This window comes from Streptomyces sp. NPDC091416 (assembly GCF_044756845.1).
Classification (GTDB): Bacteria; Actinomycetota; Actinomycetes; order Streptomycetales; family Streptomycetaceae; genus Streptomyces.
In genome coordinates this window covers 106,776-119,968 of the sequence record NZ_JBIVTU010000015.1, presented here as the reverse complement: position 1 = coordinate 119,968, position 13,193 = coordinate 106,776, and the positions used below count along the sequence as shown (strand labels likewise).

Genomic DNA, 13,193 nt, shown 5'->3' with positions numbered 1-13,193 from the left:
GAGTGCGAGTCCGGGACCCCGGGCACGCACCCCCGGCCGTCCCGGCCGGACGGGACCTCAGGCCCGCCACTCGGCGGTCCGCTCGGCGGTTGCCGAAGCCAGGGCCCTCTCGATCGCGGCGACATCACCCCGGTGGCCGTACACCGGCGTGCCCGGCTGCTGGCGCCATGACTCGTCGATGCCGCCCGCGTCCACCGTGTCGAAACCCAGCTCGTCGATCAGGTCGCGGACGGTCCGCTTCGCCGCGGCGTCGTCCCCGGCCACGGGCAGCGCCTGACGGCCGGCGCTGCCGCCGGGGCGGCCGTTCGAGAGGATGTCCTGCGCGTAGGTCCCGTTGAAGGCCTTGACGACGGGGTGGCCGATCCGTTCCTGCGTCCACCGGCTCTCCGGCAGGCCGTCCTCGATCGCCGCGATCCGGCCGTCGCGCTCGCGCGGGTAGTAATTACCCGTGTCGATGACCACGACGCCCTCCGCAGCGCCGTCGAGGAAACCCGCGGGCAGGGCCGGGACGGCCTTGAGCGGAACGGTGACGACCACGACCTGGGCGTCCTTCGCCGCCTCGGCGGCGGTGACGGCGGTCGCACCGGTCTCCTCGGCCAGGGCGGCCAGTGTCTGCGGGCCGCGTGAGTTGGCGACGGACACGTCATGGCCGAGCGCGGTGAGGCGCCGGGTGAGGTTGCCGCCGATATTCCCTGCGCCAATAATGCCGATCTTCATGGGATCCGACCTTCCGCTGGTGTGTGCGTGGGTGCGTGCGTGACGTGAAACAGCTCTCGCCGGTTCACCAACCCCGGTCGGTCCGGAGCTATTCCACACGCCGGCGCACTGATTCTTCCGGCCCTTCGGACGGATGGGAGCCGTCTGCTGCGGGCACGTATCAGAGAGGGAAACGGAATGACCGGACCATGTGTGAGGCGGTACCCATGCTGCACGGTGTCGACGTCAGTGCCTATCAGCCGTCGTTCGAAACGGACGGGCTGGACTTTGTCTTCATCAAGGCCACCGAGGGTCGTTCGTACATAAATCCGCGTCTGGCGGCACAGGCCAAGCGAGCCCGGGACGCGGAATGCGTGGTCGGGTTCTACCACTTCCTGTGGCCGGGGAATATCACGGCTCAGGCGGAATATTTCCTGAGCAAGGCACCGGAAAAGGCGGGCGAGCTCCTGGCCGTCGACTGGGAGCAGAACGGCGAGGGCACCCACGCGAGCAACGCCGAGAAGGACCGCTTCATCCGCGAGGTCAAACGGAGGCGTCCGGATCACAGGGTCCTGCTCTATTGCAACCGCTACTTCTGGCTGAATCACGACACGACGTCGTACGCCGGGGACGGTCTCTGGGTCGCCGACTACGTGACCGCCGGCAAGCCACGCATCAAGGCGTCCTGGCGCATCCACCAGTACACCGATGAGCCGCTCGACAAGGACGTGGCCGACTTCTCCTCCAAGGCGGCCATGCGCAGCTGGGCCCGGGGGTAGCGACCGGACCGTGGGGCGGGGGAGCGGGAGGCGCCGAGGTGCGCTCGTCGGAGCGGTGCTGCCCGGACGCCGTCGTAGGTGCATACCCGCTATGGGTATGCACCTACGATATGCGGGTGAACGAGAACGAGACCCCGCCCAGTCTCCTGGGACTCACGACCTACCTCATGTCCAGGACGGGCAAGACCGCGCGGAACCGCCTCGCCGAGCGGCTGGCCGACCGAGGTCTGCGGCTCCGGCACATGGCGGTCCTCGCCGCGCTGGTTGATTTCGGCCCTCATGTGCAACGGGAACTGGCGGTGCGGCTGGCGATCGACCGCGGCGACATGGTGAAGATCATCGACGAGCTGGGCGGGGCGGGGCTGCTGGACCGGTCGCGCGACATGACCGACCGGCGGCGCGTGACCGTCACCGTCAGCCCGGCGGGCCGTGCGCTGTACGACCGCCTGCAGGCTGACGCGACGGCTGTGCAGGACGACGTCCTGGCACCGTTGAACGCGCGTGAACGCGCCCGGCTGACGGCCCTGTTGACGCGCGTCCACGGACATCTCCAGGGTGGCGCCTGAACGCCTGAACGCCTGAACGCCTGAACGCCTGAACGCCTGAACGCCTGACGCGTGCTCACGTGCTCACGGGCGCACGGTCATCTTCGGGGTGGCGCCCGACCCTTGCTCATGGGCGCCTCCGGGATGGCGCCGGGACACAGCGCTCACGTCGCTGACCCATTCCGCGCCCCGGGTACGGCAGACTTCCTCGGTGACCACTGCCGCGGCTCAGCCGCCTCGTGACCGTGCACTCGGGCGCGGAATCTCCACTCTCATTCCGCAGGCCGCGACCGCGACACCTGCCGAGCAGGCGGCGGCCGTGCTCACGGCCATGCAGAGCGTTCCGGTACGGGTGGGTGTACTCCAGGCCGCCGTCGTACTGCTGGAGGAGCGGGTGCGGGCCACGGGCGACGAGGCGGAGCGCGCCGCGGCGGCGACCACCGTGGCGATGCTCCGCAGTGCCATCGGTCAGGCCGGCTGAGAGGAGCTGCGCGCGACGGGTCGACCGGGTCGTGCCGGGGAGCCCCGTCTCCGCGGAACGCGGCGGTCGCGGCTCTCGCGGCGCTCGCGGCCGAAACTGCCTGCTACCGGCGCCGGTTGCCGCGACGGTGCGTGTGTGACCCATTGACAGTTTCCCCGCTCCCTCACTACCGTCACGCCCACATTTCGAACGCATGACGAGATTTCGAACGACGGTCAGCTCAACTGCCCTGCCCTGCCCTGCACGGGGTGTGCCCCGGATGGCGGGTCTTCGAGTGCCTCCGGCCGTCGCGCACGCCGAACCATGTCCGAAATATCGAACCGTCGATGAGGTTGGCGCGGCCCGCCCAGCCGCCCCCTCGCACCCCCGGAGGACCGACCATGCGCACCTCACGTACCGCGTCCGCCCCGCGCGTCGCCCGGACCGCAACGGTCCTCACCGCCCTGGCCCTCTCCGTGACCCTCGCCGCCTGCGGACAGAGCAGCGAAGGCGGAAGCAAGGACAAGAAGACCGGCGGCAAGGGCTCGACGATCGGGATCGCGATGCCGACCAAGTCGTCGGAACGCTGGATAGCCGACGGCAGGAACATGGCCGCCGAGTTCAAGAAGCTCGGCTACAAGACCGATCTGCAGTACGGCGAGGACGACGTCGACCAGCAGGTCTCCCAGGTCGAGAACATGATCACCAAAGGCGTGGACGTCCTCGTGATCGCCGCCATCGACGGCCGTGCCCTCAGCGATGTGCTGCATCAGGCGGGGGAGCAGGGCATCAGGGTCATCTCGTACGACCGGCTCATCCTCGGCAGCCCCGACGTCGACTACTACGCCTCCTTCGACAACGAGAAGGTCGGCGAGCTCCAGGCCGGCTACGTCCTCGACAAGCTCGGGCTCAAGTCCGGCACCGAGAAGGGGCCGTTCAACATCGAGCTGTTCGCCGGATCCCCCGACGACAACAACACGCGCTACTTCTTCCAGGGCGCCTGGAAGGCGCTCAAGCCGTACATCGACAAGAAGCAGCTCGTCGTCCGCAGCAAGCAGACGAAACTGGACCAGATCACCACGCTCCGCTGGGACGGCGGCACCGCCCAGAAGCGCATGGACGACCTTCTGACCAGTGCCTACTCCTCGGACCGGGTCGACGCGGTGCTGTCCCCGTACGACGGCATCTCGATCGGCATCATCTCGGCCCTGAAATCGGACGGGTACGGCACCGGATCCAAGCCCTACCCCGTCGTCACCGGCCAGGACGCCGAGGTGGCCTCGGTGAAGTCGATCATCGCCGGGCAGCAGACGCAGACCGTCTACAAGGACACCAGGGCCCTCGCCAAGCAGGCCGTCCAGATGGCCGACGCCGTACTGAACGACAAGAAGCCCGAGGTCAACGACACCACGACGTACGACAACGAGAAGAAGGTCGTCCCCTCGTTCCTGCTCGACCCGGTGAGCGTCGACAAGACCAACTACCGTGCCGAGCTGGTCGATTCCGGCTACATCAAGGAGAGCGACCTCCGATGAAGAACCCGACGGCCGGCCCGTCGGCCGCCGCCGTACCCGTTCTTGAGATGCGGTCCATCGTCAAGACGTTCCCCGGTGTCAAAGCGCTCTCCGACGTCTCCCTGACCGTGGCCCAGGGTGAGGTCCACGCCATCTGCGGGGAGAACGGCGCCGGAAAGTCGACCCTGATGAAGGTCCTCAGCGGAGTCCACCCGCACGGCAGTTACGAGGGCGAGATCCGGTTCCGGGGAGAGAGCTGCGCCTTCAAGGACATCCGGGCCAGCGAGGCACGCGGCATCGTGATCATCCACCAGGAGCTCGCCCTGGTGCCGTACCTCTCCATCGCCGAGAACATCTTCCTCGGCAACGAACACGCCACGCGCGGCTTCATCAGCTGGAACGAGACCCTGCGCCACGCGGCCGTCCTGCTGGACCGGGTCGGTCTGCGGGAGCACCCGCAGACCAGGGTCGCGGACATCGGCGTCGGCAAGCAGCAGCTCGTCGAGATCGCCAAGGCGCTCTCCAAGAAGGTCGAGCTGCTGATCCTCGACGAGCCGACCGCCGCCCTCAACGACGAGGACAGCGCCAAACTCCTCACGCTCATCAAGGAGCTGAAGGGCCAGGGCATTTCGTCGATCATCATCTCGCACAAGCTCGGCGAGATCACCGAGGTAGCCGACTCCGTCACCGTCCTGCGCGACGGCCGGACGGTGGAAACACTCGACGTGCTCTCCGGATCGACCACCGAGGACCGCATCATCCGCGGCATGGTCGGGCGCGACCTCGACCACCGCTTCCCCGAACGCACCCCCTACGAAGGCGATCCGGGTGCGCATCCCGCTCTGGAGGTCCGCGACTGGACGGTCCACCACCCGATCGACCAGCACCGCAAAGTCGTCGACCGCGTCTCCGTCCTGGCCCGTCGCGGCGAGATCGTCGGCATCGCCGGGTTGATGGGCGCGGGCCGCACCGAACTCGCCATGAGCGTCTTCGGCCGCAGCTACGGCCGCAACATCAGCGGCACGGTCCTCAAGGACGGCAAGGAGATCCGCACCCGCACCGTCTCCGAAGCGGTCCGCCACAAGATCGCCTACGTCACCGAGGACCGCAAGCAGTACGGCCTCAACCTCATCGACACCATCGGCCGCAACATCAGCCTCGGCGCCCTGGACAAGGTGTCGCGGCGCGGGATCGTCGACGAGCACGAGGAGACCCGCGTCGCCGAGTCGTACCGCACCTCCATGAACATCAAGACCCCCACGGTCTTCGAACAGGTGGGCCGCCTGTCCGGCGGAAACCAGCAGAAGGTCGTCCTCGGCAAATGGATCTTCGCCGGCCCCGACGTCCTCATCCTCGACGAGCCCACCCGCGGGATCGACGTCGGCGCGAAGTACGAGATCTACTCCGTCATCGACCGGCTGGCCGCCCAGGGCAAGGCCGTGGTGCTCATCTCCTCCGAACTGCCCGAGCTGCTCGGCATGTGCGACCGCATCTACACGATGGCCGCCGGCCGGCTCACCGGCGAAGTCCCGCGCGCGCAGGCCACCCAGGAGGTCCTCATGCGCCACATGACCAGCGACAAGAGGTAGCAGGAATGCCCCAGGCCCCCACCGACACCCCGCCGCGCACAGGCAAGGAAGCCCCGGCCGCGCCCCCGGCGACCGGCAGCCTCCTCCTGGACGCGGCCCGTCGCAACATGCGCCAGTACGGGATGCTCATCGCCCTCGGGCTGATCGTCGTCCTCTTCGAGATATGGACCGACGGAGTCCTGCTCAAGCCGAACAACGTCACCAACCTGGTCCTCCAGAACAGCTACATCCTGGTTCTGGCCATCGGCATGATGATCGTCATCATCGCCGGGCACATCGACCTCTCCGTCGGCTCGCTGGCCGCGTTCGTCTCCGCGGCCGCCGCGGTCATGATGGTCGAGCACGACGTTCCCTGGGTCCTGGCCCTGGTGCTCTCGCTGATCGTGGGAGCGGTCGCGGGCGCCTGGCAGGGCTTCTGGATCGCGTACGTCGGCATTCCCTCGTTCATCGTCACCCTGGCCGGAATGCTGCTGTTCCGCGGCGGCACGCAGATCCTGCTGGGCAGCCGCTCGCTCGGCCCGTTCCCCGAGGGCTTCCAGAAGATCTCCACCGGATACCTCCCCGAGATCGGGCCCGAGACCAACTACCACAACCTCACCCTGCTCATGGGCTGCGCGCTGCTGGCCTTCGCCCTCCTCCAGGAGGTCCGCGACCGGCGGCGTCAGCAGCGCTACGAACTGGACGTCCTGCCCCGCAACATCTTCCTCACCAAGTGTGTGGCCATGGCCGCGGCCGTACTCGCCTTCACCATGACCCTGGCCAGCTACCGCGGTGTCCCCGTCGTGCTCCTGCTGCTCGCCGTCCTGCTCATCGGCTTCGGCTACGTCATGCGCAACGCCATCGTCGGCCGACATGTGTACGCCCTCGGCGGCAACCGCGCCGCCGCGAAGCTCTCCGGCGTCAAGGACCAGCGCGTCACGTTCCTCGTCTTCGTGAACATGGGCGTACTCGCGGCGCTCGCCGGCATCGTCTACGCCGCGCGCCTCAACGCCGGCGTACCCCAGGCGGGAACCAACTTCGAACTGGAGGCCATCGCCGCCGCCTTCATCGGCGGAGCCTCCATGAGCGGCGGAGTCGGCACGGTCTTCGGCGCCATCATCGGCGGCCTCGTGCTCGGCGTACTCAACAACGGCATGTCTCTCGTGGGGATCGGCACCGACTACCAGCAGGTCATCAAGGGTCTTGTGCTGCTCGCCGCCGTCGGCTTCGACGTCTACAACAAACGCAAGGTCGGCTCGTAACTCCCTCCCCGTCAAGGAGTCACCCATGCCCAGCACCACCAGACGCACTGTGCTGACGGCTGCCGCCGCCGCAGGGATCACCACCGCCGCGGCCGGTGCCGCCCACGCCTCGGACCGCCGTGGCCGCACGCCCGAAAGGGAGCTCTTCGGCCGGCTCGCCGACGGCACGGCGGTACACCGCTGGACCCTGAACAACGGCGGGACGACCCTCAAGGTCCTCTCGTACGGCGGCATCGTCCAGTCCCTGGAAACCACCGACCGCCGGGGCGGGACAGCCAACGTCGCCCTGGGCTTCGACAACCTCGACGACTACGTTGCCAGGTCGCCCTACTTCGGCGGCCTGATCGGCCGCTACGGGAACCGCATCGCCGACGGACGGTTCACCCTCGACGGCGCCACCTACCAGCTCCCCGTCAACGACGGCCCGAACAGCCTGCACGGCGGGGACCGGGGCTTCGACAAACGGATGTGGGACGTCGAGCCCTTCACCCGAGGCGCCGGCACGGGCCTGGTCCTCACCCGGACCAGCCCGGACGGCGAGGCCGGATACCCCGGAAACCTGGCCGTCCGCGTCACCTACACCCTCACCCCGCAGGGCGCCTGGCGTATCGACTACGAGGCCACGACCGACCGGGCCACCGTGGTCAACCTCACCAGCCACACCTACTTCAACCTGGCGGGGGAGGGCAGCGGCACGATCGACGGCCATCTGCTGGAACTGGCCGCCTCCCGCTACACCCCGGTCGGCTCCACACTCATTCCGACCGGCGAGCTCGCTCCCGTCGCCCGCACCCCGTTCGACTTCCGCCGCGCCAGAAGCATCGGCCCCCAGGCCCGCACCCCGCACGAGCAGACCGTGATCGCGCAGGGCATCGACCACAACTACGTACTGGACAAAGGGCTCACACCCCGGCCCGAGTACGCGCTCACCGTCACCCACCCCGAATCCGGCCGGGTCATGAAGATGTACACAACAGAACCCGGCATGCAGCTCTACACCGGGAACTTCCTCGACGGCACCCTCACCGGCACCTCCCGCCGCCTCTACCGGCAGGGCGACGCCTTCTGCCTGGAGGCCCAGCACTTCCCCGACGCACCCAACCAGCCCTCCTTCCCGTCCACCGTGCTGCGCCCCGGCCGGACCTACCGGACGACGACGCTCCACGCGTTCTCCACGCGCTGACCCAATCCCCGCGGTGATGATCAATCCGCTCGCACCACAGCGGTCCGCTCTGTCACTCTGATGTCTTTCCGCCCGGCCGGGGCGGCGAGCGAAGGACGGCGGAGCAGCCTTGACCAGTGTTTTCGACACGATGAGCGGCCGGGTACGCGGACGGGCCCCGGACGGGGGCATCGTTTCCGTACTCGGCATCCCGTACGCCGAACCGCCCTTCGGCGCGGACCGGTTCGGGCCGCCGCGCCCGCGGCGCGCCTGGGCGGGCGTCCGCGACTGCGTGGCGTACGGCCCGGTTTCGCCGCAGTCGGCGGAGCTGCCGGGCGCACCGGTCTGGTCGCCCGGCGACGAGGACATTCTCAGCCTCAACGTATGGACCCCCGAACCGGAGACCGGGACCCGCCCGCTGCCGGTGCTGGTCTGGATCCACGGCGGTGCCTACACCTTCGGCTCGAGCGCCCAGCCGGACTTCGACGGCGCGGCGCTCGCCCGCGCCGGCCTCGTCGTGGTCACTCTCAACTACCGGGTCGGATTCGAGGGGTTCGGTCAGGTCCCGGCCGACGGCGACCACGCCTGCCCGCCGAACCGCGGACTGCTCGACCAGATCGCCGCGCTGGAGTGGGTGCGCGACAACATCGCCTCCTTCGGCGGGGCGCCGGACAACGTCACCGTGGCCGGCCAGTCCGCCGGGGCGACATCAGTGGCCTGCCTGATGACGATGGACGGGGCACGGGGCCTGTTCCGGAGGGCGATCGCGCACAGCGCGGTGGGACCGGTCTTCGCACCGGAACTCGCCGAGCACCTCACCCGGAAGGTGGCCGCCGAGGCGGGGGTGGCCGCGACGCGGGCGGGCCTGGCGGCCGCGTCCCCGCAGGCTCTGGTACGGGCGTCCGACGCGGTGGCCGAGGGATACCGGCAGGACCCGTACTCCGGACGCATCTCCTGGGACCCCGTCATCTTCGGCCCGGTCGCCGACGGCCGTCTCCTGCGCGCCGACCCGCTCGCTGCCCTGGCGGCCGGGGTGGCCGCGGACGTGGATCTCCTCGTCTGCCACACCACCCAGGAGTACTGGCTGTTCGACGCGGTCGGAAGCTGCGCCGAGGTCACGACGGAACCGGAACTGAGCCGTTTCGCCAAGGACTTCGGAGTCCCGGACTCCGTGCTGGCCGGATACCGGCGCATCATGCCGGACGCCACTGCGCGCACGATCCGTCTGGCGGTCTGCGGGGACCTGATGTACGGCGAGTACAGCAACCGGCTCGCCGTCGCGCACACCCGGGCCGGCGGGCGCACCTTCCTGTCGCGCTTCGCCCGGCAACGGGGTGGACCGGGGCCGGAGGTCCACGCCTGGCACTGTGCCGACGTTCCCTTCGCCTTCGGGAACATCGCCGACGACAGTGCCCGGTTCCTGATCGGCGGCCCGCCGACGCCGGAGGACCACCACCTCTCGGCCCGGATGGTCGCGGCCTGGGCCGGATTCGCGGCCACCGGTGACCCGGGGTGGCAGCCGGTCGGCGACGCGTCGCGGGACGCGATCAGGATCTGGGGAGCGGCGGACCCTGCCGCTGGCCCCGGCTTCTGGCGTGACGGCGAGGTTCTGCGTGAGCTGTGGAGCACGTTCACCTACCGCCCGGCCCAGCCCTGACGTGAACCCGGCCGATCGGCCCGCGCGCGCCCGTCCGCCGCGGCCCGGCGGGAGGCGTCCGCCACGGCGGACGCCTCGGACCCGGCCGATCGGCCCCCCGCAGTTTGTCATTGGCATGGACCTGCTAACGATGTCTCGGCTACAGTCCGGATCGGCACACTCTGAGAGCGCTCTCAAGGAGTCGTCTCCCGGACGCCTGCTGTTCCTCCCCCACGTCGCCGGAACAACAGAAGGGCCAACACCATGAGACGCACCACGGCTTTACGCACCGCCCTGTCCGCCGTGCTCCTCGTCGGAGCGTGGGCGGGAGCGGGCTTCCCGTCCGCCCAGGCCGCCGACGCCCCCACCGCCGGTGCCCGCAGCGCCCCCGACACCCGGCAGGCATCCGCCGGTCTGATGGCCGCCCTGCAGAAGGACCTCGGCCTGACGGAAGGCCAGGCCAGGGCCCGGCTCTCCGCGGAGAAGACGGCGACCGCGATCCAGCCCGACGCGCAACGCGCCGCCGGAGCGTCGTACGGCGGTTCCTGGTTCGACCCGTCGACGGGCGGTCTCACGGTCGCCGTCACCAGCGAGAAGCAGGCAGCTGCCGTACGGGCGACCGGCGCTGCAGTCCGCCTGGTGGAGCACACCGCGCGCAGTCTCGATGCCGCCAAGGCGAAGATCGACCGGCTCCGGGCGCCCGCAGGTGTCAGCAGCTGGCACGTCGACCCCGAGGCCAACAAGGTCGTCGTCAGTGTCGTTTCCTCGGCGCGTTCCGACAACGATGTCCGGGAGTTCGTCGAGCGGGCCCGGGACGCCGGCCCCGTCGCCGTCGAGCAGACCGCGGAAGCCCCGCGGACCTTCTCCGCGGGGACCGTCGGCGGCGACCCGTACTACACGGGCAACGTCCGGTGCTCCATCGGCTTCTCCGTGTACGGCGGATTCGTCACCGCCGGACACTGCGGACAGGCGGGTGCGTCCGTCAGAGGCTGGGACGGATCGGGGATAGGCAACTTCCAGGGGTCTTCCTTCCCGGACAACGACTACGCCTGGGTCAGCGTCGGCAACGGCTGGTGGACCGTCCCCGTGGTGCTCGGCTGGGGTACGGTCTCCGACCAACTGGTACGCGGCTCCGCCGTGGCGCCGGTCGGGGCGTCGATCTGCCGCTCCGGATCCACTTCGCACTGGCACTGCGGAAGCGTCCTCGCCACCAACGAGACGGTGAACTACAGCGCGGGCGCGGTCCATCAGATGACCAAGACCAGCGTGTGCGCCGAACCCGGCGACTCCGGTGGATCCTTCATCAGCGGGGACCAGGCGCAGGGCGTCACCTCGGGCGGCTGGGGCAACTGCAGCTCCGGCGGCGAGACCTGGCACCAGCCGATCAACGAGATCCTGAACCGCTACGGACTGACCCTGCACACCGCCTGACACCGGACAGGCGGCCCCCGGGGCCTGTCGTAGGGGAGCCCACCGCTTCCGTGCGACAGGCCCCACCCGTAAGGCCGTCCGGCTATTCCTGGCCGGCGGAGTCGCCCGGCGGCCCCACCCGGACCGCCCGCACCCCCGGCTGTGACGACGACCGGGGCCCGGCACCGCCCGCAGGTTCCGCAACCAGCCGAAGATCGATGAACGGCACACTGTCGCCGGGCAGTACGTAGCGCTCGGTCTCGACGAATCCGCGGCCGAGCGCGAAGCGCAGCCCTTCCGGGTTGGACTCCAGCACGCAGGTCTCGATCGCTTCGGCGCCGAGCGCGCGTGCGTCCGCCAGACCGTGCTCGTACAGCCGGCCGCCGAACCCCCTGCCACGGTGCTCCGGCAGCACCCGGGCGATCACGGTGGCCACCGAAGTGCCGTCGGCGGGCGGCCGCACGGTCGAGCAGCCCATCGGAACCTCGCCGAGATAGGCGACGGTCAGCCGGTTGCGCCCGGCGCGCTCGCGGACCTCCTCCAGCGACAGCACGGCCGTGGGGATGATCGTGTTGTGGACGTACTGCCAGTCCCTGAGCAGGACGTCCCCGTCAGCCTGCTCGATCCGCTCGATGCGAAGTTCACTCATCGCAGCAGGAAACCGTGGCGGCACCCGCACGTCAACTCGTCACATCCAGGCAGGCGTCGCGCCGCGCGGCACCACGTCGCCGAGGCCCGTCCACGAGCGCCGGGAAGGCCGGGCGCCGCGAGAAATCTGTTGCCGCGCGCCGGATCCGGCTGAGAGGCTCCGGGCATGTCCGACCAACGATCAAGCTCCAGCCACGGCGTGGCCGCCCTCTTCTCCCAGGGGCGGCTGACGGCGATCCCGCGCAAGACGGCGCGTCGCGAACAGCTCCTGGACCATCTCGCCCACACCCTGTTCCGGCCCGACCGGACCTACACCGAACGCGAAGTCAACGACGCCCTGCGAACCGTCCACGATGACTGTGCGGCGCTGCGCCGCTATCTGGTCATCGGCGGCAAGCTGACCCGGACCAAGGACGGCGTCACCTACCGGCGCCCGGTCCCCCCGGTGGCGTGAAGGCGTGCGCGGAACCTTCCCGCACCGGGCTGGGTCCCGCCCCCGGAAACCCAGCGCCCACGCGGTGAAGCCCGCCCGCTTCGGGAGTGCGGCCGGCTCAGGCAGGCCCGTGGGACGGGGGCGGGGCCCGGCCGACGGTGACGACGCGTCGGCCGGGCCCGGCCCGCGTCAGTCGTCGAGGACGCCGACGTCGAGCCCGGCGATGCGGTCCGGGTCCGCGACGACGTCGATCACGGAGATGAGGCCGTCGACCAGGGTGAAGCCGAGCACCAGGCGCAGGCGTCCGTGCGGCGCCATCGCCAGCGCGGCCTGCCCGTCGACGAGCGCGACCCCGGTGAACAGCGCACGGCCCGTGGCGGCCATCGCGCCCTTGGCCACGGTGTGGGCGCCCCGGACCACGACGGGCTCGGGGGTGGGCACGACGAAACGGTCGGCGTGCAGCACCACATCGGGGTGGAGGAGCGCCACGAGTGCCTCGAAGTCCCCGGCGCGGGAGGCGGACAGGAACGCATCGACGACCTGACGGCGCCGGGGCAGGTCGGCATCCCCCGATGTGGTGCCGCCCTTCACCCGGCGGCGGGCACGGCTCGCCAGCTGCCGGGCGGTGTCCGGGGAGCGGTCCAGCAGCGGGCCGATCTCGGCGAACGGTACGGCGAACATGTCGTGCAGCACGAAGGCGAGCCGCTCCGCCGGCGCCAGCCGGTCCAGCACCACCAGGAGCGCCAGCCCGACGGTGTCGGCGAGCAGAGCCTCCTGTTCCGGATCGTGCCCCTCACCGCTGCCCGGCTCCCGGTCGTACGTGTCGAGAGGTTCCTCGTGGCGCGTACGGCGGCTGCGGAGCATGTTCAGACAGACCCGGCCCACCACCGTGGTCAGCCAGCCGGTCAGGTTCCGTACCTCACTGATGTCGGCCTGGGAGGCCCTCAGCCAGGACTCCTGAACCGCGTCGTCGGCTTCGCTCGCCGAACCGAGCATGCGGTACGCGACCGCCTTCAGATGGCTTCTGTCCTCCTCGAACCGTTCGGCCAGGGCAGTGCGGTCGTCCATGGGTCACGTTCC

12 protein-coding genes and 1 pseudogene are annotated in these 13,193 nt (G+C 69.9%); 10 read left to right on the top strand and 3 right to left on the bottom strand.

Annotated features, from left to right (window positions below; genetic code table 11):
• Positions 1 to 57 precede the first annotated feature (57 nt).
• A complete protein-coding gene (locus tag ACIQMX_RS34565) occupies positions 58 to 816 on the bottom strand; it encodes an NAD(P)-binding domain-containing protein (RefSeq protein ID WP_363070087.1) in 759 nt (252 codons plus the stop codon).
• Between the two features lie 107 nt (positions 817 to 923).
• Between ACIQMX_RS34565 and ACIQMX_RS34560 the strand changes: the two genes are divergently transcribed.
• From ACIQMX_RS34560 to ACIQMX_RS34520, 9 genes are all read left to right on the top strand, one after another.
• Entirely contained in the window at positions 924 to 1,475 is a 552-nt protein-coding gene (locus tag ACIQMX_RS34560; protein WP_363070263.1) for a GH25 family lysozyme, read from the top strand.
• Between the two features lie 167 nt (positions 1,476 to 1,642).
• Complete coding sequence (locus ACIQMX_RS34555; RefSeq protein ID WP_363070261.1) at positions 1,643 to 2,041, top strand: MarR family transcriptional regulator; 399 nt, start codon at positions 1,643 to 1,645, stop codon at positions 2,039 to 2,041.
• Between the two features lie 190 nt (positions 2,042 to 2,231).
• On the top strand, positions 2,232 to 2,501 hold the full coding sequence (locus ACIQMX_RS34550) for a hypothetical protein (protein ID WP_219568734.1): 270 nt from the start codon (positions 2,232 to 2,234) through the stop codon (positions 2,499 to 2,501).
• A gap of 380 nt (positions 2,502 to 2,881) precedes the next feature.
• The gene (chvE, locus tag ACIQMX_RS34545; RefSeq protein WP_363070085.1) at positions 2,882 to 4,015 is read left to right on the top strand and encodes a multiple monosaccharide ABC transporter substrate-binding protein; all 1,134 of its coding nucleotides are present in this window, start codon (positions 2,882 to 2,884) and stop codon (positions 4,013 to 4,015) included.
• Complete coding sequence (gene mmsA / locus ACIQMX_RS34540; protein ID WP_363070083.1) at positions 4,012 to 5,583, top strand: multiple monosaccharide ABC transporter ATP-binding protein; 1,572 nt, start codon at positions 4,012 to 4,014, stop codon at positions 5,581 to 5,583. Before chvE ends, mmsA begins: the two co-directional genes overlap by 4 nt.
• A gap of 5 nt (positions 5,584 to 5,588) precedes the next feature.
• Positions 5,589 to 6,824: a multiple monosaccharide ABC transporter permease gene (mmsB, locus tag ACIQMX_RS34535; RefSeq protein WP_363070081.1), complete on the top strand. Its 1,236-nt coding sequence runs from the start codon at positions 5,589 to 5,591 to the stop codon at positions 6,822 to 6,824.
• Positions 6,825 to 6,849: 25 nt separating this feature from the next.
• Positions 6,850 to 8,007, top strand: coding sequence for an aldose epimerase family protein (locus tag ACIQMX_RS34530; protein WP_402484065.1), 1,158 nt, complete (start codon positions 6,850 to 6,852; stop codon positions 8,005 to 8,007).
• Positions 8,008 to 8,137: 130 nt separating this feature from the next.
• Positions 8,138 to 9,643, top strand: coding sequence for a carboxylesterase/lipase family protein (locus tag ACIQMX_RS34525; protein ID WP_402484176.1), 1,506 nt, complete (start codon positions 8,138 to 8,140; stop codon positions 9,641 to 9,643).
• A 243-nt stretch (positions 9,644 to 9,886) separates the two neighbouring features.
• Positions 9,887 to 11,053: a S1 family peptidase gene (locus ACIQMX_RS34520; RefSeq protein WP_363070077.1), complete on the top strand. Its 1,167-nt coding sequence runs from the start codon at positions 9,887 to 9,889 to the stop codon at positions 11,051 to 11,053.
• A 184-nt stretch (positions 11,054 to 11,237) separates the two neighbouring features.
• On the opposite strand, the pseudogene ACIQMX_RS34515 reads toward ACIQMX_RS34520, so the two are convergent.
• Positions 11,238 to 11,681: pseudogene (locus ACIQMX_RS34515) on the bottom strand (GNAT family N-acetyltransferase); the annotation flags it as partial.
• Positions 11,682 to 11,846: 165 nt separating this feature from the next.
• Here ACIQMX_RS34515 and ACIQMX_RS34510 point away from each other — a divergent pair.
• Positions 11,847 to 12,134, top strand: coding sequence for a DUF2087 domain-containing protein (locus ACIQMX_RS34510; RefSeq protein WP_363070075.1), 288 nt, complete (start codon positions 11,847 to 11,849; stop codon positions 12,132 to 12,134).
• Positions 12,135 to 12,302: 168 nt separating this feature from the next.
• Here ACIQMX_RS34510 and ACIQMX_RS34505 read toward each other — a convergent pair whose 3' ends face one another.
• The gene (locus ACIQMX_RS34505) at positions 12,303 to 13,181 is read right to left on the bottom strand and encodes a sigma-70 family RNA polymerase sigma factor (protein ID WP_402484063.1); all 879 of its coding nucleotides are present in this window, start codon (positions 13,179 to 13,181) and stop codon (positions 12,303 to 12,305) included.
• Between the last annotated feature and the right edge of the window lie 12 nt (positions 13,182 to 13,193).

Coding starts and splice junctions, on each gene's coding strand:
- ACIQMX_RS34560 (WP_363070263.1), top strand. CDS start 924: ATGCTGCACGGTGTCGACGTCAGTGCCTATCAGCCGTCGTTCGAAACG.
- ACIQMX_RS34555 (WP_363070261.1), top strand. CDS start 1,643: ATGTCCAGGACGGGCAAGACCGCGCGGAACCGCCTCGCCGAGCGGCTG.
- chvE (WP_363070085.1), top strand. CDS start 2,882: ATGCGCACCTCACGTACCGCGTCCGCCCCGCGCGTCGCCCGGACCGCA.
- mmsA (WP_363070083.1), top strand. CDS start 4,012: ATGAAGAACCCGACGGCCGGCCCGTCGGCCGCCGCCGTACCCGTTCTT.
- mmsB (WP_363070081.1), top strand. CDS start 5,589: ATGCCCCAGGCCCCCACCGACACCCCGCCGCGCACAGGCAAGGAAGCC.
- ACIQMX_RS34530 (WP_402484065.1), top strand. CDS start 6,850: ATGCCCAGCACCACCAGACGCACTGTGCTGACGGCTGCCGCCGCCGCA.
- ACIQMX_RS34525 (WP_402484176.1), top strand. CDS start 8,138: ATGAGCGGCCGGGTACGCGGACGGGCCCCGGACGGGGGCATCGTTTCC.
- ACIQMX_RS34520 (WP_363070077.1), top strand. CDS start 9,887: ATGAGACGCACCACGGCTTTACGCACCGCCCTGTCCGCCGTGCTCCTC.
- ACIQMX_RS34510 (WP_363070075.1), top strand. CDS start 11,847: ATGTCCGACCAACGATCAAGCTCCAGCCACGGCGTGGCCGCCCTCTTC.
- ACIQMX_RS34505 (WP_402484063.1), bottom strand. CDS start 13,181: ATGGACGACCGCACTGCCCTGGCCGAACGGTTCGAGGAGGACAGAAGC.